This window comes from Cupriavidus sp. HPC(L), from assembly GCF_000307735.3.
Taxonomy (GTDB): Bacteria; Pseudomonadota; Gammaproteobacteria; order Burkholderiales; family Burkholderiaceae; genus Cupriavidus.
Window position 1 is genome coordinate 1 of the sequence record NZ_AMPR02000431.1, and the last position, 20893, is coordinate 20893.

Below are 20893 nucleotides of genomic sequence, written 5' to 3' on the forward strand. Positions count from 1 at the left end.
GCCGCCCTTGACCGCAGTCTCCGACGCGTTGGCCGCCAGGCCGCTGGCCTGCCGCGCGTTGTCCGCGTTCTGGCGCACCGTGCCGGTCAGCTCCTCCATGCTCGACGCGGTCTCTTCCAGCGACGCCGCCTGCTGCTCCGTGCGCTGCGACAGGTCGTTGTTGCCGGCGGCCACCTGGCGCGTGGCCGTGGCGATCGCGCTCATGCCTTCCTGGATCTCGCGGACGACCGACAGCAGGCTGCGCTGCATGGTCTGCATCGCCTTGGCCAGCGCGCCGATCTCGTCGTTGCTGGAGAACTCGTAGCGCGTGGTCAGGTCGCCGGCGCCCAGGCGCAGCGCGAAGTCCAGCATCTCGCGCATCGGCCGATGCACCATCGCCAGCAGCGCCGCGCCGGTGGCCATCGCCGACAGCCCCGCCAGTACGAAGCCGCCCCACAGCCATGGCCGCAGTGCCGCGCGCGTCTGCGGTTCGGCCAGCAGCTCGAAGGCGACCAGCGCCGCCAGGAACCATGCCAGGCCCACGCCCTGCGACAGCATGATGCGGCCGCGCAGGCCCAGGCGGCGCAGCCCGTCGATCCAGCCCAGCGGACCGCGGCGGACCACCGCGCCCTCGCGGATGCGGATGCCGCTGGCGTTGCCGGCGCGAATGCGCGCGTACGCGGCCTGCGCCGCCTCGATCTGCTCGGTGCTCGCCATCGAGCGCACCGACGTATAGCCGACGGTCTGTCCGTCGACGCGGGTCGGCGTCACCGTCGCGCTGACCCAGTAGTAGTCGCCGTTCTTGCGGCGGTTCTTGACCAGCCCGACCCACGAGCGGCCCGCCTGCAGCGTGCGCCACAGGTCCTCGAAGGCCTCGGGCGGCATGTCGGGATGGCGCACCAGATTGTGCGGAGCGCCGAGCAGTTCCTCGGCGGTAAAGCCGCTGACCTCGATGAACGCGCGGTTGGCGAAGGTGATGCGGCCCTTCAGGTCGGTGCGCGAGATCAGGTAATCGTTGGGCGCGAGCTTGTATTCGCGCGCGGTGACAGGCTGGTTGTTTCTCATGACGTTGTGCTGCTCGATTCGTTCGGGGTGCGCGCGTCAGGCCGCGGCGGCGGCTTCGATCGCGGCCAGCTCCTCGGTCGCCAGCAGCTTCTCGATATCGACCAGGATCAGCATGCGGTCTTCGACCGAGCCGAGGCCGCGGATGTATTCGGTGTCGAGATTGCCGGAGAACTGCGGCGTGGGCTTGATCTGGGCGGGGGTCAGCGTCAGCACGTCGGAGACGCCGTCGACGACGATGCCCGTGGTGCGATGGTTCAGGTCGACGATGATGACGACCGTGTACTGGTCGTAGCTGACGGTCTGCTGCTGGAACTTGATGCGCAGGTCGACGATCGGCACGATGGTGCCGCGCAGGTTGATCACGCCCTTCAGATAGGCCGGCGCGTTGGCGATCTGCGTGACCGCCTCGTAGCCGCGGATTTCCTGCACCTTGAGGATGTCGACGCCGTATTCCTCGCGACCCAGCGTGAAGGCGAGAAACTCCTCGCCGCTTCCTTCGGTCCTGATGCTGACGTTCATCTTGCGCTCCCGCTCCCCGGTTGTGGCCGTCGTTGCACGCTGGCGGAGTGCACCCCAGCCGGCCCGACCGCCTTTATTGACCACTGCGTGGCAACTGCCCTGGCAACTGCATGGCGATGGCGCCGCGATGGCGCGGCCCCAAGGGCGCCCGCGAACGGCGCGCGCCTCGCCCCTTGCTGGTTATCGGCAGTCCCGATGCGCGGCTGAAGGGTCGGAAGCGGCCGGAATTACCCCTCTTCGGAGGGGGATAGCAGCGCGGCGACCGACTGCATCAGCTGATCGGGATCGAAGGGCTTGGGCAGGAAGCCACTGGCGCCGGCCTCGCGCGCCTGCGCGCGGATCTGGCCGTCGGCCTCGGTGGTCAGCATCAGGATCGGCATCGCGGCGTAGCGCGGCGTGGCGCGCAGCCGGCGGATCAGCGTCAGGCCGTCCATGCCCGGCATCACCTGGTCGGTGACCAGCATGTCGAACGGCTGCGCCGGCGATGCGGCCTCGGCCGCCGCGTGCGCCTCGTCGCCGTCCCCCGCCTCGGCGACGTCGTAGCCGCCGGCGCGCAGGCAGGCGGCGATCATGCGACGCAGGGAAGGCGAATCGTCGACGACAAGAATGCGTTGAGCTGGCATGGCGGCTACCTCGAAACGGCGGCGGATCGGCCGGCATGGTCCGTGCGGCGATCCGTATGCTGTGCTGGTCGGCGCCGGCCCCTGCCGGCGCATCGCTGCGGCGCGTGCCGCCATATCGGACCGGGATCGGCCCCATACCGCGGCGCTGTGCGCCAACCAGACTTATCGGCCGGCAGGCTCGCTTCCTTTAGTTCGCAGGTTCCGAGGCGTGGCGTTCAGCGGCGCGCAGTGGTCAGCAGGTCGGCGAAGCCGGCGGCTTCCATCGGGCGGGCCAGCAGATAGCCCTGCACTTCGTCGCAGCCCATGCGCGCCAGGATGTCCAGCTGGGCCTGCGATTCGACGCCCTCGGCTACCACGCGCATCCGCAGCTCGTGCGCCAGCGCGACCATCGAGCCGACGATGGCGCGGCCCTGCGGATCCGACTCCAGGCCGCCGATCAGCGTGCGGTCGATCTTCAGCGTGCCGACCCGCAGCCGCTTCAGATAGCCCAGGCTGGAATAGCCGCTGCCGAAGTCGTCCAGCGCGACGTGGATGCCGAGCGCCTGCAGTTCGGTCAGCGTCTCCAACGACTGCGCGATGTCCTTCATCGCCGCCGTCTCGGTGATCTCGAGCGTGATCGCCGACGGCGGAATGTCGTGCTGGTGGATCTGCTCGAGCAGGTACTGCGGGAAATCGCGGCTGGCGAAGCGCAGCCCCGACACGTTGATCGCGACCGGGACCACCGGCAGGCCGGCGTCCTGCCACTCGCGCACCTGGCTGCAGACGCTGGCGATGACCCAGTCGTCCAGCTTGTCGATCTGACCGGACTGCTCGGCCACCATGATGAATTCGGCCGGATTGACCGCGCCGAGCGTCGGATGGCGCCAGCGGCAAAGCGCCTCGGCGCCCACCACGGTGCGCGCGTCGACGTCGAACTTCGGCTGGTATTCGAGCGACAGGCCGTCGTCCTGGATCGCCAGCCACAGGTCGCGGCGGATCACCCGCATGCGGCGCGCGCGCTCGCCGGCGGCGGAATTGAAGGTGCGCACCTGGTTCGAGCCGGATTCGCGCGCCTCGGACAGGCTGACGCGCGCCGCCTGCATCAGCCCCTCCGAGCTCTGCGCGTCGCGCGGATAGACCGCGATGCCGATATTGACGCCGATCTGCATCTGCAGGCCACGCGCGGTGACGAACTCGGAGATCGACGCCAGCACGCGCGAGCCGAGTTCGTGCGCGCGATTCGAATTGAGCAGCGCCGGGACACCGACCGCGAACTCGTCGCGGGCCAGACGCGCCAGGAAGTCGTGCGGCTCCAGCGCGGCCTGGGCCAGCACGCTGGCGTCCTGAGCGAGGATGTCGTCGGCGCGCACCTCGAAGACTTCGTCGACCTCGCGGAAGTCGGCGATATGGATCAGCAGCACCGCGCAGCTGGTCTCGGCCAGCCGCGCATGGGCGATCGACTGGTCGAGCCAGCGGGCGAACGCCGCGCGATCGGGCACATCGGTCGCCACGCTGTATTCACCGACGGTCGCCTGGCCGCGCCCCACGGGACGGACCGTCAATCGGCCCGGCATGCGGCCGTTCAGCCGGCGCACGATCCGCGCCGGCAAACCCGGCGACGCGCCGCCGTTGCGCTCGCTCTCGGGCTCGCCGGCATCGCTGAGCAGGACGTCGCGTTCGCGCTGCGGCGCATGGCGGCGGTCCAGCAACGACAACAGCGCGAACGCCGCCGTCCCCAGCACGGCCAGGCCAAGGCCGAACCAGGCCGGATGCAGCAGGTTCACCGCATCGATGCAGGCGGTGCGCGAGGTCGCGCCGCCGCACTGGTGGCCAAGCCCGATTCCGGCCGCGGCGATCACGCCCGCGCCGGCCAGCGTCGCCAGCATGGCGGCACCGCGCCAGTACGCCAGCGCGCGGTGCAGCCATTGGGCCAGCACCGTCGTCGCGATGCCGCCCACGAGCGCGGCCAGCGCCTGCGACCACTCCGCCGAACGCGGCACCGAGCCGGACAGCAACACGACCCAGACCGGCAGGCCGATCGACGCCTGCGACACCAGTCCCGCGGTCAGGGCCATCATGCGGCCGGACCATCCCGTCCCATCGCGGCCACGGCCGACAGCGCGAAGGCCGACGGCGATGCCGAGCAGGATGGCGAGCAGCAGAACGCTAAAACTCATATCGAAGGGGGCGCTGCGGAATGCGTGTAGGTGGCGCCGTCAAGCTCCGGCCCGCAGGCCGGCGACGGGACGCCCTTGGTATTGCGGAACCGCGTCGAGCGCGGCAAATCGTGGTGCGGGACCCCGGCGCACCGTGCACGCACCGGCTGCCGTCGGCCGCCGGGCCGGCATCGCCCGGGACGTTAGCATAGCCACCGCGCGCAGTGCATGCGACGTCACCTTATTGCAACGAAAGCAGTCGGTGATCGCACGTTGCCTGGCTTCACCCGCGCTGGCAGCAAGCCGCGCGCGGACATTCGACGACGAAGACAGGACAAGGCGACGCAAGGACATGGGACGACTCGATCGATCAGTAGCGGCGGACAGTCCGCCAACCTGCCGGGCGACAGCCCATGCTGTGGGGATATCGACCGCCGGTGGGGATTACTTGAATCGGGGAATGGCGGCGGGGGCCCTGTGGCGGAGATCCGTGACGCCGACGGGCAATGGAAACGCGCCGAGGGCAACATCGCATCCGTTTTACCGCGCCATATTGCACAAAACGAATGCGACAAACGAAAGAGCCAGGCCCATGGCATCACGAAACCACGCCGGCGAGGCGGCAATCGCATGGAATCCGGCCAAAGATGACGCCGGCGACAGACCGGCGCGAGAAAAGTTCATCATGAAAGGTTTCGTGACCGATTTTGTCAAAAATCGGTTTCAACCTGCGCCAGCATTTGCATCGCTATCGCAGGCCGTTATAATTCATGCCGTTCATCTCGCCCACCGTAATCAGAGGTCTCAAAATGGCAACCTATCAGGAAATCGTTCAGAAAATCAACGAATTGCAGAAGCAAGCCGAAGAGATCAAGGCACGAGAGCAGGCAGCGGTAATCGACGATATCCGCAAGAAAATCGAAGAATATGGCTTGACCGCCGAAGATCTCGGTTTTGGCAGCAAGGCGGTACCCGGCAAGAAAACCGCGCGCAAAGTGCCCGTGCGCTATCGCGACAGCGCTGGCAATACCTGGACGGGCCGCGGCAAGCGCCCCGGCTGGCTGACCCAGGCGCTGGCCTCCGGAAAATCGATCGACGACTTCCTGGTGCGATAAAGGCAGCATCCGCCGGGACGCCTTGCGGCGTCACCACACCGGGCAAAACCCAAGCACCGGGATTGGGGTCGGCGCGGGGCAATAAAAAAACCGGGCCAAACCCAGGCCCGGTTTTTCATTGCGGCAATCGGCGAGGATCGTCCCTCAGGACGCAAACCCCAGCGGATTCATCGACTGCCAGCGCCACGAGTCCGCGCACATCCGGTCCAGATCGTGACGCGCCTGCCAGCCGAGCAGGCGCTGTGCCAATGCCGGGTCCGCATAGCACGAGGCAATATCCCCGGGGCGGCGGGCGACGATTTCATACGGAATCGATTTCCCGCTGGCGCGGCGATACGCTTCCACCACCTCCAGCACGCTGTAACCGCGGCCCGTTCCGAGGTTGACCGTCATTCCCTCGCCGCGCTCGTTCAAATAGCGCAGCGCCGCCAGATGGCCGTCGGCCAGATCGCAAACGTGAATGTAGTCGCGCACGCCGGTGCCGTCCGGGGTCGGATAGTCGCCGCCAAACACCATCAGGCGCTCCCGGCGGCCCGCCGCCACCTGCGCCACATAGGGCATCAGATTGTTCGGCACGCCGCCCGGATCCTCGCCGATCAGGCCGCTTTCGTGCGCCCCGACCGGGTTGAAGTAGCGCAGATACCCAATACGCCAGTGCGGGTCGGCGCGTTCGAGATCGCGCAGGATCTGCTCGCCCATCAGCTTGGTCTGGCCGTAGGGATTGGTCGCCGACAGCGGGAATTCCTCGCGGATCGGCACCGTATGCGGATTGCCATAGACGGTGGCCGAGGAGCTGAATACCAGCGTCTTGACGCCGGCCCCCTGCATCGACGCGCACAGCGTCAGCAGGCCGTTCAGGTTGTTGTCGTAGTAGGCGAGCGGCTGCGCCACCGATTCGCCGACCGCCTTCAGCGCGGCGAAATGGATCGCGCCGCCGATCTTGTGCTCGGCGAACAGCCGGTCCAGCAAGGCGCGGTCGCGCACGTCACCCTCGACGAATCGCGGCGTCTTGCCGGAAATGGTGGCGATCCGGTCGACCACCGCACGGTTGCTGTTGGACAGATTGTCCAGCCCGACCACGTCGTAGCCGGCCGCGAGCAGTGCAACCCAGGTATGCGAAGCGATATAGCCGGTGGCACCGGTCAGCAGCAGAGTGTCTGGCATCGTGAACTTTATCGATTGAACATGCGGACGGCGGGGCCGAGCCACCGCCGTCAGGGGCGTTATGGTAACCCGGCCGGCGATCCCGCCCCGGCCGCGGCAAGCTGGCCGCTGCGCGCCTGCCAGGCGGTATACGCTGCGTGCAGCCGCCAGCCCGACTCCAGATCGCGCATGCCCAGATACTGTGCGACGGTGGCCGGCTCGGCGCCGGCCTCGAAATGCAGCGCGCCATAGCTGTTGCGCAGCGTCTGCGGCGAGGCGCGCTCGGTGCGTCCGTCCAGCACGCCGGCCTCGTCCAGCAACTGCTCGACCCGCCGGTACAGCGAGGCGGCGTGCAGCGGCCGTCCCGCGGGCTGTGCCGGAAACACCAGCGTGCCGAGCGTGCCACCCGCCTCTCGCACCGCCAGCCAGGCAAGCAGGGGCCGGCGGGCGAAGTCGAACACGGGCGCGCGATAGGTGCGGCCGTTGTCTGTACGGGTCAGCCGCAGCTCGCTGGCGTCGGACGCAATGCTGTCGAGCCGCAGCCCCCGTACCTCGCCTACCTTGAGGCCGGCGCCCAGCATCGTGGCGACCACCGCGATGTCCCGCGCGCGCTTCCAGGCGGTCGCGCTCGGCGTGGCATCCGCGTCCGGCATCGTGACCGGTTCCAGCACACGCGCCACCACGGCGTCGCGCTCGGCCGGCAGCAGGAAGGGGGTCGGATCGTTGTCGCCTTCGGCCAGATGGGCCCGCACCGCCTGGCTGCCGGGGTTATGCAGGCCCGCCTGCTGCAGCGACAGGTAGTGAAAGACGCGCTCGATCAGCCGCGTATAGCGATAGCGATGGCGCTTGTGGAGCCCCTCGGCATCCAGGAAGGCGCCGATCTGCGCGGCCGACCACGACAGCGGCGCGACGCCATGTTCGCGCGACCAGCGCAGCAGCTTGCCCCACATGGCCCGATAGACCACTGCGGTGCCATGGCCAAAGCCATGGACCGCCAGCCAGCCATCGAAAGCCCGCTCGGGATCGGCATGCCAGTCCGCCAGATTGCCTTCGAACAGATCGCGGCCCGCGGCTGCCGGTCGAGGATCGTCGCTCACCTGCACTCCTGCTGATTCATTGGGCACATTGTAGACAAGGCGCCACCGCGTCCCCACGCAGCGGATGCGCGGCACCGTACGGTAATCGCCCGGCGCAAGCGTCACAGCGCGCCAATGCGTTGGTCACGGGTATTGAAAGCCTGCGAACGCCGTGCTAACTTTCGATTCACTATGCAACTGGTTGCATATCGATGCAGCCATCGATTGCAGCCATCCATCGAACACAACCCTTCTTTACGAACCGAGGCCGCCATGTCCCTTCCTCCGCTCCTGCAACGCCTGCGCCTGCCAGTGGTGTGCTCGCCGCTGTTCATCATCTCCAATCCCGATCTGGTGATCGCGCAGTGCAAGGCCGGCGTGGTCGGCTCCTTCCCCGCGCTGAACGCACGGCCGGCCTCGCTGCTGGAGGAATGGCTGGACCGCATCACCACCGAGCTTGCCGAGCACGACGCCAGGCATCCGGACCGCCCGTCGGCTCCGTTCGCGGTCAACCAGATCGTGCACAAGTCGAACGACCGTCTCGAGCACGACCTGGAGCTGTGCGTGCGCTACAAGGTACCGATCGTGATCACCTCGCTGGGCGCGCGTGTCGAGGTCAACCAGGCGGTGCACTCGTATGGCGGCATCGTGCTGCACGACATCATCAACAACACGTTCGCCCACAAGGCGATCGACAAGGGCGCCGACGGCCTGATCGCGGTCGCCGCGGGCGCCGGCGGCCATGCCGGCACGCAGTCCCCGTTTGCGCTGCTGCATGAAATCCGCGAATGGTTCGATGGTCCGCTGCTGCTGTCGGGCGCCATCGCCAGCGGCAACGGCATCCTGGCGGCGCAGGCCGCGGGCGCCGACCTCGCGTATATCGGCTCTGCCTTCATCGCCACCGAGGAAGCCAACGCGCAGCCGGCCTACAAGCAGATGATCGTGGACAGCACGGCCGGCGATATCGTCTATTCGAACCTGTTCACCGGCGTGCACGGCAACTACCTGCGCCAGAGCATCGTCAACGCCGGCCTCGACCCGGAAGCACTGCCCGCGTCCGACCCGACCGCGATGAACTTCGGCTCGAACCGGGTCAAACCGTGGAAGGACATTTGGGGCGCCGGCCAGGGCGTCGGCGCGATCAAGCGCGTGGTACCCGCCGCCGACCTGGTCGACCGCTTCGCCGAGGAATACGCGCTGGCCCGCCGCCGGCTGGGGCTGGCTGACGTCGGCGCGGGCGTTGGGGTGAGGGATCTGGTGTAAACGAAACCGGACGGGGGACCGTCCTGGCCCCCGTCTCCATTGCAGTGAGCCAGATTGACACCCCCTATTCACGTATCTACACTGTAGATACGTGAGGACGCCGCACCGCAGCCGTCCCGTTACCAAAGTTATGAATTGGTTGACGGTGGAGCAAAAGAATGGAGCTGTCTGCGATATAGCCTGCGGTCCCGCTCCCCGAACATGACGACCAGATCACGGGGGGCTCTCCTCACGCGCGAAGTTTGAAAGTGGAGGAACAGCTAATGACCGCATTGACAGTGAAGCGTTGGGGCAACAGTCTTGCTCTTCGCATTCCGTCGTACTTGGCAGAAGAAGCAAATATCACTGAGAACGCGGTGATAGAGGCGACGGTACTTGAGGGGAAATTGGTCCTGGAGAAGAAGGCCGAGCCTTCCTTCTCGCTGGAGGAGTTCATCCTCGAACTGCAAGCCGGGCATGAGGTCGAGGCTACCGTTGATTGGGGAGCTCCGGTAGGCAATGAATTTGGTGCCGCGGGCAATCCTGATAACGGCTGATGATTGTCTATGCGATCAACCACGACGAGCGGCACGGCAATCGGCGCGTTCGCAACGGCCGACGTTCAGCATCGAGTTCCCCAAGCGGGTGAAATCTGGTGGATGAGCCTCGATCCAACGAAGGGACATGAACAAGCGGGCTTCCGGCCCATACTGGTGTTGTCGCCGGCAGGAATCAACGGCCCGACAAAGCGCTTTATCGGGGTTCCGCTGACGACCTCTCTCGCGCCCGCCGGCACCGCTCGTGCCCGCATGCAAGTGCGTATATCGGGCATGCCGCGCGAATGCGCGGCCTTGCCGGATCAAATCACCACGTTGGATTGGATCGCCCGAAGTGCCCGCTATGATGGGCAATGCGCGACCGAACAGGAACTCAAAGAGATTCGGCTGCGGGTGGCAGCGATCTGCGGTATCGGTTAGCGAAGTCCCATTCCATATCGACATCCTGGTGCGGCGATGGCGGGCAACGACGCCATTGCCGCGCGGGCTACCGCCCGCCCTCCGGCTCCAGCAACGGCAACACCGCCGTGCCCCACGCCACCCAATCCTCTTCGTAACGGATCCCGCGGCGCAGCAGCGCATGCCGCAGCTGCTGGGCGCGGTCCGGGTGCGGAGCGGCGAAGTCACGCTGCTCGATCGCGCGATAGGTTGCCAGCCGTTCTTCGTGCAACGCGATCATCCGCCGCATCTCGTCGCCCAGTCCGAGCGGGCCGGCCACCGCGTCGGCGCGCAGCTTGACCAGGATCTCGTCGCGCTGGTCCAGCCCGGCCGTCGGCGACAGCACCCAGCGCACCAGCTCCTCCCGCCCCGCCGGCAGCACACGATAGACCTTCTTGCGGCTGCGCGCGTCCGTTTCGTCGTCCTGCGCGGCAATCCAGCCGCGTTCGGCCATGCGGCCGAGTTCGCGATAGATCTGCTGGTGGGTGGCGTGCCAGAAATAGCCGATCGACTTGTCGAAGCGCCGCGCCAGTTCGTAGCCTGACGAGGGCTTCTCCATCAACGAGGTCAGAAGGGCGTGCTGGATCGACATGCGGACGATGGGAGCGAAATGCGCGCCGGAATGCGCGCAAAGCGCCAATGGTAGCGCATGGAGGCGGCGCGCAAGCCATCGGCTCGGCGCTGCACCCTATTGCTCGCAATATGACAAATCGAGCCGATGGCTAGGCCAGAATTAAAAAAGGTGAAATAGCAAATCGGCTGGCGCTGCAATACATTGGAAACAAAGCCGCATTTGATCAGGAACAGCCGCCATGCCCGGATCGCACGATCTCGCCGAGGAGCGGGATATTCCGTGGGAAGGCGACGGTCCCTCCGCAGTGGAAGGCCGAATCGCCGCCCCAACCAGCGCCGCCCCGTCCAGCGCCATCTATTACCGCCTGCCGGATACCCCGGTCGGCCATCACATCAAGGAGTATCCCAGCGGGCTGCGCCAGCTGGTCCGCTTTGTCGGCGTCGAGGAACAGGTGGTCAAGGTCAGCCTGAACTGAGGCCGAGTCAAGGCCCAGGCCCAGACCGAGCCCGCCCGACGCCCAAGCCGAGGCAGCCGCGCTGCCGCGGCCCCCAACGATGTCTCCTCCTGCCCGGGTGGGCCGGAACTCGAGCTCGCTGCCAGTCGCGAGCTTTTTTTTGCCGCCGCTGCCGGCGATCAGCACCGGCAATCAGTGCGCCGGCAATTCCCGGGCATCCCCGCCCTTGTCGTGCAACGCAAAGCGCTCGACCATCGCCGCGCTGCCCGCATTCAGTCCGACCACCTCGACGTCGATTCCGGCCCGCCGCAGTTTGAGCACGACCTTGTCGAGCGCCCCGATCGCGGTGATGTCCCAGAAGTGAGCTCGGCTGACATCGATCCGAATGCGTTTGACGTCTTCCTTGATATCGAAGGCGCGGACGAACTGGTCGGCGCAGGCGAAGAACACCTGGCCCGTCACCGTGTAGACACGCACGCCGCCCTGCAGCGACGACGCGACATCCAGCATCCTGCCCACCTTCCACGCGAAGAACACGCCCGACAGCAACACGCCGACCAGTACGCCGCGGGCCAGATCCTGAGTCATCACTACCACCGCGACCGTGGCAATCATCACGATGCTGGAGCTGGGCGGGTGCTCGCGCAGGCGGCGAATCGAGGCCCAGTGAAGGTAATCACCGACTGCCCGATCATCCCGCAATCAGCGCAAGCGCGACGGCGGTGCCGGCGAGCAGGTCGTTGCGGATATTGCCGAACCATTGCTGGCGCAAGGAAAGCATGGGTCTGGTCTATGGAGGGCGCCGCGCGCGCTCGCAACCGCGTTGCGACGAAAAAACAGGGGAAGGCGAATCGGAGTGCAGTCCGGCGTTCGGGCGTGGCATGGGGATGCCGGCCGGAAGCTGCGCTGAAAGCCGCGGATGATACCGGCCCCCAAAAAACGACGGCCATGAAAAAGCCGGCCCGAAGGCCGGCTTTCCCGTCGTTGCGCCGCGCGAACCTGGCGCGGCATCCGCAACGATCAGTCCACGGTCGCGCCCGAGGCCTTGACAACCTTGGCCCACTTGGCCGCTTCGGTCTTCATGAAGGCAGCCAGTTGTTCCGGCTTCTCGGGGTTGGGCTCGGCGCCCTGACCGGCCATCTGCTTCTGCACGTCGGGCATGGCCAGGATCTTGACCACTTCGGCGTTCAGGCGATCGACGATGGCCTTGGGCGTGCCGCCAGTGGCGTACAGTGCGAACCACGACGTCGCTTCATAGCCCGGCACGCCGGCTTCCGCGACGGTCGGCACGTCCGGCAGCGCCGGCGAACGCTTGGCCGAGGTCACGGCCAGCGGGCGCAGCTTGCCGGCCTTCACGTGCTGGTACGACGACGGCAGGTTGTCGAACATCAGGCCGATCTGGTTGCCCAGCAGATCGTTGACCGCCGGGGCGCTGCCCTTGTACGGCACGTGCTGGATGTTCAGCCCGGTCATCGAGTTGAACAGTTCGCCCGACAGATGCATCGACGAGCCGTTGCCCGACGAGCCGTAGCTGATCTTGTTCGGATTGGCCTTGACGTAGGCGATCAGCTCCTTGACGCTCTTCGCCGGCACGTTGGGGTTGACCACCACCAGGTTCGGCACCATCGCGACACGGGTGATCGGCGCGAAGTCCTTGACCGGGTCGTACGGCAGCTTCGAATACAGCGACTGGTTGATCGCGTGCGTACCGATGGTGCCCATGAACAGCGTGTAGCCGTCGCCCGGCGCCTTGGCGGCCAGCGAGGCGCCGATGTTGCCGCCCGCGCCCGGACGGTTCTCGATGACCACCGGCTGGCCGAGCGCCTTGCCCAGCTGCAGGCCGACGATGCGGGCCAGGATGTCGGTGGTGCCACCGGCCGAGAACGGCACGATCATCGTGATCGGCTTGGTCGGATAGCCATCCTGCGCGTAGGCAGCGCCGGAGACGCCGGCGAACGTGGTAGCCAGCGCGACGCCGGCGGCCAGCAGGCGGCGGCGCGCCTGCGACGGTTGCGAGTTGAACTTCATCGTATGCTCCAGGGAGTTTCCTCGGTGGCCGTCCATGCGGGCCACGACTTGTAATAGGGGCCGCGCCTAGACCGGTGCGACGCCCAGCGTGGTACCGCCACAGACGTACAACACCTGTCCGGTGACGAAACCATTTTCGGGAGAGAGAAAGAACAGCGTGGCGCGCGCCACGTCCTCGGGCGTGCCCATGCGCTTGACCGCGATGCTGGCCAGGATGCGCTTGGTCTGCTCGCTGCCCTCGGGATTGCTGCGGCGGAACAATTCGGTGGCGATCGGCCCGGGCGCAACCGCGTTGACGGTGATGCCGTCGCCGCCGAGCTCCATCGCCAGCGTGCGCGTCATGCCGACCATGCCAGCCTTGGTGGCGGAGTACACCACGCGCTCGGGCTTGCCCAGCGCCGCGCGCGAGGCCATGTTGACGATGCGGCCGAAGCCCGCGGCGCGCATTGCCGGCAGGCAGGCCTGCGTCAACAGCAGGCTCGCCTGCAGGTGCAGGCCGACCACGTAGTCGAGATCCTCGACGGTCGCGCTATCGGCGGTGCCGGGACGGGTCGCGCCGGCATTGTTGACCAGGCGCGTGATGGCGAAACGCGACGTCACCTCGGCAGCCGCCGCGCGCGTGGCCGCGGCGTCGGTCAGGTCCGCCTGGAAAAACGTCATGTTGGGATGCGACCAGCCCGGGGCGGCATAGTCGACATTGACGACGCGGGTCACGCCGTCGGCCAGCAGCATTTCGCTGATGGCGCGACCGATGCCGGAACTGGCGCCGGTGACGAGCGTGGCAACGGGAAGAGACATCCGATTACTCCATGCCGGTATGGAACCGGTACTGCGAAGATTCAGCAGAAGTTCAGCGCAAATTCGGGCGCAAAGAAAGCGTGCGGCGGACCGGCGAGCCAGTCGGCCCCGCCGCACCAACTGCGTTGGGAAATCTGTCGCAGCGCTGAGCGTCGGCGCCTGCCTTGGTCAACGGCAGGCGCGCCGCAAAACTTGAGCGGATCGAGCGGCTTGAGCAGCTCGAGCGTCCTGTCCGCGCTGCGAATGCGGGCGCCGCTCAGACGCGCTCGATCACCATCGCGATACCCTGGCCCACGCCGATGCACATCGTGCACAGCGCGAAGCGGCCGCCGGTGCGATGCAGTTGATACATCGCGGTGGTGACCAGGCGCGCGCCGCTCATGCCGAGCGGGTGGCCCAGCGCGATCGCGCCGCCGTTCGGATTGACGCGCGCATCGTCATCGGCGACGCCGAGCTCGCGCAGCACCGCCAGCCCCTGCGCGGCGAACGCTTCGTTCAGCTCGATCACGTCGATCTGGTCCATCGTCATGCCCAGCTGCTTGAGCAGCTTCTGCGTGGCCGGCGCCGGGCCGATGCCCATCACGCGCGGCGCCACGCCGGCGGTTGCCATGCCGACGATGCGGGCCTTCGGCGTCAGGCCGTGCTGGCGCGCGGCGGCCTCGCTGGCGAGCAGCAGCGCGCAGGCGCCGTCATTGACGCCCGAGGCGTTGCCGGCGGTCACGGTGCCGTCCGGACGTACGACGCCCTTGAGCCTGGCCAGCGCTTCCATGCTGGTGGCGCGCGGGTGCTCGTCGCGCTCGACGACGATCGGATCGCCCTTCTTCTGCGGGATCGTGACCGCGGTGATTTCCTGCGCCAGCGTGCCGTCGGCCTGCGCGCGCGAGGCTTTTTCCTGGCTGCGCAGCGCCATCAGGTCCTGGTCTTCGCGGCTGATCTTGTAATCGGTGGCGACGTTCTCGGCGGTCTCGGGCATCGAGTCCACGCCGTAGGCCGCGCGCATCGCGGGGTTGATGAAGCGCCAGCCGATGGTGGTGTCGAAGATCTGCGCGTCGCGCGAGAACGCGGTGGTGGCCTTGCCCATCACGAATGGGGCGCGGCTCATGCTCTCGACGCCGCCGGCAATCATCAGCCCGGCTTCGCCGGCGCGGATCGCGCGCGCGGCGGTGCCGGTCGCGTCCATGCCCGAGCCGCACAGGCGGTTGATGGTCGCGCCGGGCACGCTTTGCGGCAGGCCGGCCAGCAGCAGCGACATGCGCGCAACGTTGCGGTTGTCTTCGCCGGCCTGGTTGGCGTTGCCGTAGATCACGTCGTCGATCGCGCTCCAGTCCAGGTTCGGATTGCGCGCCATCAGCGCCTTCAGCGGTACCGCGCCGAGGTCGTCCGCGCGCACCGCGGACAGGCTGCCGCCGTAACGGCCGATGGGGGTGCGGATCGCGTCGCAGATAAAGGCTTCGGTCATGGTGTCTCGTCCTTGGTTTCAGTGGTGGTGGCGGCGGTATCGGCAGCAACTGCGATCCGTCGCCATCGGATGGTGCATCAGGCGGGGCATCAAGCGGGCTGCGCCTGCTTCAGCGGCACGCCGGTCAGGCGCTGCAGCTCGTCGAACGACAGGCCTTCGACCAGGTCGCGGGCGACCAGGCCGTCCGGGGTCACGTCGATGGTGGCCAGGTCGGTGTAGACGCGGGTCACGCAGCCGATGCCGGTCAGAGGATACGTGCATTCGGGAACGATCTTGCTCTCGCCCTGCTTGGTCAGGTGTTCCATCATGACGAACACCTGCTTGGCGCCGATCGCCAGGTCCATCGCGCCGCCGACGGCCGGAATCGCGCCCGGCGCGCCGGTGTGCCAGTTGGCCAGGTCGCCGGTGGCCGACACCTGGAACGCGCCGAGCACGCAGTAGTCCAGATGGCCGCCGCGCATCATCGCGAACGAATCGGCGTGATGGAAATACGAGGCGCCGGGCTTGATCGTGACCGGCTGCTTGCCGGCGTTGATCAGGTCGCCGTCTTCCTCGCCGGGCGCGGGCGCCGGGCCCATGCCCAGCAGGCCGTTCTCGCTGTGCAGCAGGATCTCGCGGTCGGCCGGCAGATGGTTGCCGACCAGGGTGGGCAGGCCGATGCCGAGGTTGACCACGGCACCGTCCGGAATGTCTCGGGCCACGCGGGCGGCCATCTGATCGCGGGTCAGGCGTTGCATATCGCTTCTCTCTTCGATGCGGGTTGGGCGCGTCCGCGCGTCAGGCGGCGTTGGCCGCGGCGTTGTCTGCGGCAGCGGCGTCGACCTTGACGACGCGCTTGACGAACAGGCTCGGCGTGACGATGTGCTCGGGGTCCAGTTCGCCCAGTTCGACCACGCGGCTGACCTGTACGATCGCGCATTTGGCGGCCATCGCCATGATCGGGCCGAAGTTGCGCGCAGTCTTGCGGTAGGTCAGGTTGCCCCAGCGGTCGGCGGTGTCGGCCTTGATCAGCGCGAAGTCGGCGTGGATCGGCGACTCGAACACATAGCCCTGGCCGTCGATGATGCGGGTTTCCTTGCCCTCGGCCAGCGGCGTGCCGTAGGCGGTGCGGGTGAAGAAGCCGCCGATGCCGGCGCCGGCGGCGCGGATGCGCTCGGCCAGGTTGCCCTGCGGCACCAGTTCCAGCTCGATCTGGCCGGCGTGGTACAGCGAATCGAACACGTAGGAATCGACCTGGCGCGGGAATGAGCAAATGATCTTGCGCACGCGCTTGGCCTTGAGCAGCGCGGCCAGGCCCGTTTCGCCGTTGCCGGCGTTGTTGTTGACGATGGTCAGGTCGCGCGCGCCCTGGGCGATCAGCGCATCGATGAGTTGCGCCGGCATGCCGGCGAGGCCAAAGCCGCCGATCATGATGGTCGCGCCATCATGGATGTCGGCCACCGCCGATTCCACCGAGTCGAAGAGCTTGTTGATCAATTGCGTTCCAGTCGAGATGGCCTGGCCGGACCGGCCGGAGCCCGCCGCCCGACGTGTTGGGCGGCCGCTGGAAGCGTCGTCTCCGGAGGGTTCTGCCTGGCGTGGTTCCGGGCGCGCCGTGGCGGCGCCCATAAAGGCCCTAGCAGTCAAACGATGGTCCGTCATGCGGACTCTTGTTGTTGCCGATGTTCGCTATACGAACTTCAATTCGCAGAATGAACACCAATGCAGAGGGTACACCCGTGGGGTTCCGGGGTCAAGGCGGGAGCCCGGGCGCCCCCGCAGAGATGGAAGTGAAACCGCAAGCCGCGCGCCGCTTCAGCGGAACAGTCAGGCAGCAGCGAGGAACACCGAAGGAAGGAAGGAAGGAAGGAATCCAACACGGCGGCGGCGGCCGCGGCATGCGCGGCGCCAGCCGTGCGGCACGCTCATTCGACGCGGAAGCCGACTTTCAACGTGACCTGGTAGTGCGCGATCTTGCCATTGACGATATGGCCGCGCATCTCGACCACCTCGAACCAGTCCATGTTCTTGATGGTCTCCGACGCCTTGGCGAGCGCGCTGCGGATCGCGGCATCGGTGCCGTCGGGCGACGTGCCGACGATTTCGACGAGCTTGTAGGTGTGATTCGACATCGCTTGCCTCCAGGGTTGGGCGCCGGGCTGCTGGCGCCTGGGTTGGGATAACCGATCGGCGTCGGCATGTGCCGGCACGCGTTTCATCATAGGCAGCCGGGCCGCGCCGTTCCAACCGCCTTGCCTTTGCGTGCTCGCGCTGCTAACTTCCCCGCCTCGCAACGTTTCCATTTCGATTCGTTATTCAATTGGCTACCGTTGCCGCGAGCGGCGCGCTCCGCGGCAACGCATTCACGCTGTCTCATGTCCTTTGTGTTTCGCGCGCCCGCCATCGTCGCCGGCGCCCTGTTGTCCGTTCTGCTTTCTTCTTCGCTGCTGGCGCCCACCGCGTCCGCGCGCATCCTGCCCCGCAGCGGCGAAGCGCCGATAGCCCCCGCCGACGGCGCGCGCAGCTTCGCTGACGGCGCCAACTACGCGCTGTGCTTCACGCCCGATGGCGAGAGCTGCCAGGCCATGCTGGTCGACGCGATCCGCAATGCGCGGCGCAGCGTGCTGGTACAGGCGTATTCGTTCACCAGCAAGCCGATCGCCGAGGCGCTGATGCAGGCGCGCAAGCGCGGGGTCGATGTGCGCGTGATCCTGGACAAGAGCCAGGTGTCCGAGCGCTATACCAGCGCCACCTTCCTGAAGCACCAGGGCATCGAGGTGATGATCGATTCGCGCCCCGCCATCGCGCACAACAAGGTGATGATCTTCGACGGCGAGGCGGTCTTCACCGGCTCGTTCAACTTCACCAAATCGGCCGAGGAACGCAACACCGAGAACGGCATCCTGATTCGCGGCGATGCACGTCTGGTCAAGCGCTACGTCGACAATTGGCAGAGCCGGCATCGGCTGTCATTGCCGTACTAGGCTCAATCGTTGTCCTCCGAGGCCGCGCCGCCACGGCGCCCGCGCGAGCCGTACAGATCGGTTTCCTCAAGGCCGCGCTCGATATCGCGCGCGGCCTGACGTCCCACCGGCCGGCTGCCGGTGTGCTGGCTCTGATGCGATTCGTCGCGCTCGTGCGGCAGGCGCGGCATCGGTTCGCCGCCGCCTTTCTGCGGCAGCGTGCCGGGGTCCGGCTGCGACTTCTCGGCCAGCGGTCCCGGCCCCTCGCTGGTTCCCTGTGCCGTTCTTTCTCCCGTCGTCTCGCCCTGTGGCCGTCCGCCGGCCTGACCCTGCCGAGGTTCACGTTCCGGATGCGTCGGTTGCTTGGTCATATGCCCTCCCCTGACCGAATGTTGACCATCGACGACACGCAAACGCCATACCTGCGTCGTGTCATGTCCGGGCGCCCGGCTTGAAATCATGTTGCGGCGCGGTGGCACGCCCATTGCACGACACCAAGGCGCGGCATTTCGCCGCTGATGGAGACCAGCAATGAAACAGCAACAGCAACCGCAGGCGCAGCAAGGCGGCACCGAAAAGGGTGGCATGGGCCAGGGTGGCCAATCGTCTCAGCAGCATCAGCAGAGCGGCAGCCAGACCGGCCAGCAGGGCGGAATGGGTAACCAAAGCGGCCAGGGCGGTCAGCAACAGCAAGGCGGTCGCCAGGGCGGTCAGCAGGGCGGCATGGGCCAGAGCGAAGGCGGCATGGGCGGCATGGGCGGCCAGTCGCAGCAAGGCGGCGGCCAGAGCGGCCAGCAGGGCGGAATGGGTAACCAAAGCGGCCAAGGCGGCCAGCAGCAGCAAGGCGGCAGGCAGAGCGGCCAGCAGAGCGGCATGGGCGGCCAGAGCGGCGGCCAGCAACAACAGCAGTCCGGCACCAGCGGCCAGCCTGGGCAGCAGTCCTCGGGCGGCCAGTCGGGCCAGAACCGCGAGCGGTAATTGCCGATGATCGGCTGCCTTCCATCGGCAGCAAAGGGACGCATCCGCGTCCCTTTTTTCGTCCCCTTCCCTCCCCTTCTTACGACCCGTGAAAATTCCTCACGGCATCGCTGTGGTCATTCGCTGACAACGCAATCCGCCGATCGCCGAGGCCGCGCCGCGGATCAAGCCGACGTGCCGCGCGCGCCGTCGCTCCTACGCTGGTAAGCAAGAACGCGAGATCGCGCCGCCGTGCTGCGTTCGCGAGCGCGGCATCGCGTTACCAACATCAAGGGGAGCGTGCGATGCAAGGCAAGACGACGACCCTGCGCGAGGCCGCGCAGAAATGGCTGCCGCTGTCGGCCAGCCACCCATGCCGGGTCACCCGTTTCGGACATACCGGCAGCGGCCGCGTGCCCTATGCGTGCATCGGCTTCGAACGCGCGGGAAAACGGCTGTCGATCGTCTTCTTCCGTCATCGCGACGGTTCGTGGTACGTGTTTCCGCCGCAGCGATAGAGGGACACCGATCGACAGCATTCAGTGGCGGCCTCGTTGAAACGACAGGAGCGCGGCGGGCCGATGCCCGCCGCGCTCCTTGCTGTCCCCGGTACTCGAATCGATGCAGCCGGCCGATCAACCTCCGTCGAGGAACTGGCTGCGCTTGCCGACGCGCGAGCCCAGCGTCGACAGGTCGTGATAGTGCGTGTCGTGATTCTCCATGCGCGCGTCGTAGCTGCCGCTCATCGGCATCGGCTGCGTGCCCGCCGGCGCCAGATACTGCTGCGTCGGCTGGTTGGTGCCCTGCGTATACGGATCGAACTTGTCGCCCACGCGCGCGCCGCTGCTGTACGGATCGCGCGTGCCTGCCGCGGCCGGATTGGCGGGATCGTATTGGCCCGCCGGTGCGGTACCCGGCGCGGTGCCGGTGGCAGCGCCGCGGTCACCCGGCACCTGCGCCAGCGCGACGCAGGAACCGGTCAATGCCAGCGCGGCGAGCGCGCTACGTACGAGGTGGTGTTTCGTCATGTTGTTCACTCCTGAGACGGCCCATGCATGCCGCGATGGCGCGCGCGTTGGCGGCACGCCCGCGGCCACGCCAGGCGGGTTCGTGATCAGGCCCTGCCGGCACGGCGATGCCCCGCGCAGGACCCGGCCTACGCCGCCCATGACGCGAAACGCATGCCAGAAACAACAGGTCTTCCACGCGCGGCCGACACGCTTCGCCGCGCGCCACGGCGACGCAATGGCTCGCGGCAATCACCGCAGGCCGCGCCGCGGCGACACGCGGCCATATCGCCGGACAACACGGCGCGATGCGTCTGGCTCGTACTTTTTACTCGGCCATGCAGGATGTGCACGGCGGCGTCTGTGCGGCAGCGCCCATAGCGCGGCAACATGCCCGCTGTTCGTCATGCGGATCCGCTCGCCCCGCTATCCCGCCATGGTGGCGATCGTTCCGGTCATTGCCGGATGTAGGACGGTGGCCGATGGATCGCCGCATTCCGATTGCCTATAAGCGAACTAACAAGCGAAATCTCAAGCGAAATCTCAAGCGAAATCACGGCAATGCAAATGCCGCGCTTGACGCGAAGGACCAGGGCCACGCAATTCCGCGTGTTCCGATCGAGGAGCGGCCGCAATGGCGACAAAGCGAGCAGCAAAGCAGCCGGCCAAGGCCGCAGCGAAGCGAACCGGCAGGCAGACCCCTGCAGCCGCGGCCAAAGGCTCGGGCACACGGTCGACGTCGCGCGCCGCCGCGCGTCCGGCGGCACCGCGCGCGGCGCGAG

Annotated in this window: 25 protein-coding genes and 1 pseudogene; 8 read left to right on the forward strand and 18 right to left on the reverse strand. The window is 67.2% G+C overall.

Annotated elements, in window-relative coordinates; translation table 11 throughout:
- The 5 genes from B551_RS20225 to B551_RS26230 form a co-directional block, all read right to left on the reverse strand.
- The coding region (locus B551_RS20225) for a PAS domain-containing protein (protein WP_023264885.1) at positions 1-1044 on the reverse strand (1044 nt) is incomplete at its 3' end.
- 36 nt (positions 1045-1080) lie between these two features.
- Positions 1081-1563, reverse strand: coding sequence for a chemotaxis protein CheW (locus B551_RS20230; protein WP_006578649.1), 483 nt, complete (start codon positions 1561-1563; stop codon positions 1081-1083).
- A 227-nt stretch (positions 1564-1790) separates the two neighbouring features.
- Positions 1791-2186, reverse strand: a complete 396-nt coding sequence (locus tag B551_RS20235) for a response regulator (RefSeq protein WP_043441783.1) — start codon at positions 2184-2186, stop codon at positions 1791-1793.
- Between the two features lie 215 nt (positions 2187-2401).
- Positions 2402-4342 (reverse strand): bifunctional diguanylate cyclase/phosphodiesterase, encoded by a 1941-nt coding sequence (locus B551_RS20240; RefSeq protein WP_023264887.1) that lies wholly within the window; start codon positions 4340-4342, stop codon positions 2402-2404.
- Positions 4343-4861: 519 nt separating this feature from the next.
- A complete protein-coding gene (locus tag B551_RS26230) occupies positions 4862-5008 on the reverse strand; it encodes a hypothetical protein (RefSeq protein ID WP_157072051.1) in 147 nt (48 codons plus the stop codon).
- Between the two features lie 122 nt (positions 5009-5130).
- Between B551_RS26230 and B551_RS20245 the strand changes: the two genes are divergently transcribed.
- Positions 5131-5436: an H-NS family nucleoid-associated regulatory protein gene (locus B551_RS20245; RefSeq protein WP_006577758.1), complete on the forward strand. Its 306-nt coding sequence runs from the start codon at positions 5131-5133 to the stop codon at positions 5434-5436.
- Between the two features lie 144 nt (positions 5437-5580).
- Here the strand turns inward: B551_RS20245 and galE are convergent, their stop codons facing one another.
- Both galE and B551_RS20255 read right to left on the reverse strand, forming a co-directional pair.
- Entirely contained in the window at positions 5581-6600 is a 1020-nt protein-coding gene (gene galE / locus B551_RS20250; protein WP_006577757.1) for a UDP-glucose 4-epimerase GalE, read from the reverse strand.
- Positions 6601-6659: 59 nt separating this feature from the next.
- On the reverse strand, positions 6660-7676 hold the full coding sequence (locus tag B551_RS20255; RefSeq protein ID WP_172682482.1) for a tyrosine-type recombinase/integrase: 1017 nt from the start codon (positions 7674-7676) through the stop codon (positions 6660-6662).
- A gap of 252 nt (positions 7677-7928) precedes the next feature.
- On the opposite strand from B551_RS20255, the gene B551_RS20260 reads away from it, so the two are divergent.
- The 3 genes from B551_RS20260 (at position 7929) to B551_RS25755 (ending at position 9874) form a co-directional block, all read left to right on the forward strand.
- On the forward strand, positions 7929-8918 hold the full coding sequence (locus B551_RS20260) for a nitronate monooxygenase family protein (protein WP_006577756.1): 990 nt from the start codon (positions 7929-7931) through the stop codon (positions 8916-8918).
- A 263-nt stretch (positions 8919-9181) separates the two neighbouring features.
- Positions 9182-9454 (forward strand): AbrB/MazE/SpoVT family DNA-binding domain-containing protein, encoded by a 273-nt coding sequence (locus B551_RS20265; RefSeq protein WP_006577755.1) that lies wholly within the window; start codon positions 9182-9184, stop codon positions 9452-9454.
- Between the two features lie 9 nt (positions 9455-9463).
- Complete coding sequence (locus tag B551_RS25755) at positions 9464-9874, forward strand: type II toxin-antitoxin system PemK/MazF family toxin (protein WP_006577754.1); 411 nt, start codon at positions 9464-9466, stop codon at positions 9872-9874.
- A gap of 67 nt (positions 9875-9941) precedes the next feature.
- Here the strand turns inward: B551_RS25755 and B551_RS20270 are convergent, their stop codons facing one another.
- On the reverse strand, positions 9942-10484 hold the full coding sequence (locus tag B551_RS20270; protein ID WP_023264889.1) for a PadR family transcriptional regulator: 543 nt from the start codon (positions 10482-10484) through the stop codon (positions 9942-9944).
- Between the two features lie 220 nt (positions 10485-10704).
- On the opposite strand from B551_RS20270, the gene B551_RS20275 reads away from it, so the two are divergent.
- Complete coding sequence (locus B551_RS20275) at positions 10705-10941, forward strand: hypothetical protein (protein ID WP_006577752.1); 237 nt, start codon at positions 10705-10707, stop codon at positions 10939-10941.
- A gap of 171 nt (positions 10942-11112) precedes the next feature.
- Here B551_RS20275 and B551_RS20280 read toward each other — a convergent pair.
- The 7 genes and pseudogenes from B551_RS20280 to B551_RS20310 form a co-directional block, all read right to left on the reverse strand.
- Positions 11113-11589: pseudogene (locus B551_RS20280) on the reverse strand (STAS domain-containing protein); the annotation flags it as partial.
- A gap of 351 nt (positions 11590-11940) precedes the next feature.
- The gene (locus B551_RS20285; protein WP_006577750.1) at positions 11941-12948 is read right to left on the reverse strand and encodes a tripartite tricarboxylate transporter substrate binding protein; all 1008 of its coding nucleotides are present in this window, start codon (positions 12946-12948) and stop codon (positions 11941-11943) included.
- A 66-nt stretch (positions 12949-13014) separates the two neighbouring features.
- Positions 13015-13746 carry an SDR family NAD(P)-dependent oxidoreductase gene (locus B551_RS20290; protein ID WP_006577749.1) on the reverse strand — a complete coding sequence of 244 codons (732 nt, stop codon included), beginning with the start codon at positions 13744-13746 and terminating at the stop codon, positions 13015-13017.
- 256 nt (positions 13747-14002) lie between these two features.
- Positions 14003-15205, reverse strand: a complete 1203-nt coding sequence (pcaF, locus tag B551_RS20295) for a 3-oxoadipyl-CoA thiolase (RefSeq protein WP_023264891.1) — start codon at positions 15203-15205, stop codon at positions 14003-14005.
- Between the two features lie 89 nt (positions 15206-15294).
- The gene (locus B551_RS20300) at positions 15295-15942 is read right to left on the reverse strand and encodes a CoA transferase subunit B (protein ID WP_006577748.1); all 648 of its coding nucleotides are present in this window, start codon (positions 15940-15942) and stop codon (positions 15295-15297) included.
- A 40-nt stretch (positions 15943-15982) separates the two neighbouring features.
- The gene (locus tag B551_RS20305) at positions 15983-16681 is read right to left on the reverse strand and encodes a 3-oxoacid CoA-transferase subunit A (protein WP_006577747.1); all 699 of its coding nucleotides are present in this window, start codon (positions 16679-16681) and stop codon (positions 15983-15985) included.
- 428 nt (positions 16682-17109) lie between these two features.
- Positions 17110-17316 carry a dodecin gene (locus B551_RS20310; protein ID WP_023264892.1) on the reverse strand — a complete coding sequence of 69 codons (207 nt, stop codon included), beginning with the start codon at positions 17314-17316 and terminating at the stop codon, positions 17110-17112.
- A 243-nt stretch (positions 17317-17559) separates the two neighbouring features.
- Here B551_RS20310 and B551_RS20315 point away from each other — a divergent pair, with 243 nt between their 5' ends.
- Positions 17560-18168, forward strand: coding sequence for a phospholipase D family protein (locus tag B551_RS20315; RefSeq protein WP_006577746.1), 609 nt, complete (start codon positions 17560-17562; stop codon positions 18166-18168).
- Between the two features lie 2 nt (positions 18169-18170).
- Here the strand turns inward: B551_RS20315 and B551_RS20320 are convergent, their stop codons facing one another.
- On the reverse strand, positions 18171-18518 hold the full coding sequence (locus B551_RS20320; protein WP_006577745.1) for a hypothetical protein: 348 nt from the start codon (positions 18516-18518) through the stop codon (positions 18171-18173).
- Positions 18519-18678: 160 nt separating this feature from the next.
- On the opposite strand from B551_RS20320, the gene B551_RS26235 reads away from it, so the two are divergent.
- Positions 18679-19125 (forward strand): hypothetical protein, encoded by a 447-nt coding sequence (locus B551_RS26235; protein ID WP_006577744.1) that lies wholly within the window; start codon positions 18679-18681, stop codon positions 19123-19125.
- 284 nt (positions 19126-19409) lie between these two features.
- Positions 19410-19622 carry a hypothetical protein gene (locus tag B551_RS20330; protein ID WP_006577743.1) on the forward strand — a complete coding sequence of 71 codons (213 nt, stop codon included), beginning with the start codon at positions 19410-19412 and terminating at the stop codon, positions 19620-19622.
- Between the two features lie 117 nt (positions 19623-19739).
- Here the strand turns inward: B551_RS20330 and B551_RS20335 are convergent, their stop codons facing one another.
- Positions 19740-20132, reverse strand: coding sequence for a hypothetical protein (locus B551_RS20335; RefSeq protein ID WP_006577742.1), 393 nt, complete (start codon positions 20130-20132; stop codon positions 19740-19742).
- 434 nt (positions 20133-20566) lie between these two features.
- A partial coding sequence (locus tag B551_RS26925) for a hypothetical protein (protein WP_216599708.1) occupies positions 20567-20893 on the reverse strand: 327 nt, incomplete at its 5' end.

Bases quoted from the DNA above. Each gene is read 5' to 3' on its own strand.
- galE (WP_006577757.1), bottom strand. From the start codon at position 6,600: ATGCCAGACACTCTGCTGCTGACCGGTGCCACCGGCTATATCGCTTCG.
- B551_RS20235 (WP_043441783.1), bottom strand. From the start codon at position 2,186: ATGCCAGCTCAACGCATTCTTGTCGTCGACGATTCGCCTTCCCTGCGT.
- pcaF (WP_023264891.1), bottom strand. From the start codon at position 15,205: ATGACCGAAGCCTTTATCTGCGACGCGATCCGCACCCCCATCGGCCGT.
- B551_RS20245 (WP_006577758.1), top strand. From the start codon at position 5,131: ATGGCAACCTATCAGGAAATCGTTCAGAAAATCAACGAATTGCAGAAG.
- B551_RS26235 (WP_006577744.1), top strand. From the start codon at position 18,679: ATGAAACAGCAACAGCAACCGCAGGCGCAGCAAGGCGGCACCGAAAAG.
- B551_RS26230 (WP_157072051.1), bottom strand. From the start codon at position 5,008: ATGATGAACTTTTCTCGCGCCGGTCTGTCGCCGGCGTCATCTTTGGCC.
- B551_RS20335 (WP_006577742.1), bottom strand. From the start codon at position 20,132: ATGACGAAACACCACCTCGTACGTAGCGCGCTCGCCGCGCTGGCATTG.
- B551_RS20230 (WP_006578649.1), bottom strand. From the start codon at position 1,563: ATGAACGTCAGCATCAGGACCGAAGGAAGCGGCGAGGAGTTTCTCGCC.
- B551_RS20315 (WP_006577746.1), top strand. From the start codon at position 17,560: ATGTCCTTTGTGTTTCGCGCGCCCGCCATCGTCGCCGGCGCCCTGTTG.
- B551_RS20290 (WP_006577749.1), bottom strand. From the start codon at position 13,746: ATGTCTCTTCCCGTTGCCACGCTCGTCACCGGCGCCAGTTCCGGCATC.
- B551_RS20275 (WP_006577752.1), top strand. From the start codon at position 10,705: ATGCCCGGATCGCACGATCTCGCCGAGGAGCGGGATATTCCGTGGGAA.
- B551_RS20285 (WP_006577750.1), bottom strand. From the start codon at position 12,948: ATGAAGTTCAACTCGCAACCGTCGCAGGCGCGCCGCCGCCTGCTGGCC.
- B551_RS25755 (WP_006577754.1), top strand. From the start codon at position 9,464: ATGCGATCAACCACGACGAGCGGCACGGCAATCGGCGCGTTCGCAACG.
- B551_RS20260 (WP_006577756.1), top strand. From the start codon at position 7,929: ATGTCCCTTCCTCCGCTCCTGCAACGCCTGCGCCTGCCAGTGGTGTGC.
- B551_RS20310 (WP_023264892.1), bottom strand. From the start codon at position 17,316: ATGTCGAATCACACCTACAAGCTCGTCGAAATCGTCGGCACGTCGCCC.
- B551_RS20240 (WP_023264887.1), bottom strand. From the start codon at position 4,342: ATGAGTTTTAGCGTTCTGCTGCTCGCCATCCTGCTCGGCATCGCCGTC.
- B551_RS20270 (WP_023264889.1), bottom strand. From the start codon at position 10,484: ATGTCGATCCAGCACGCCCTTCTGACCTCGTTGATGGAGAAGCCCTCG.
- B551_RS20330 (WP_006577743.1), top strand. From the start codon at position 19,410: ATGCAAGGCAAGACGACGACCCTGCGCGAGGCCGCGCAGAAATGGCTG.
- B551_RS20300 (WP_006577748.1), bottom strand. From the start codon at position 15,942: ATGCAACGCCTGACCCGCGATCAGATGGCCGCCCGCGTGGCCCGAGAC.
- B551_RS20265 (WP_006577755.1), top strand. From the start codon at position 9,182: ATGACCGCATTGACAGTGAAGCGTTGGGGCAACAGTCTTGCTCTTCGC.
- B551_RS20320 (WP_006577745.1), bottom strand. From the start codon at position 18,518: ATGACCAAGCAACCGACGCATCCGGAACGTGAACCTCGGCAGGGTCAG.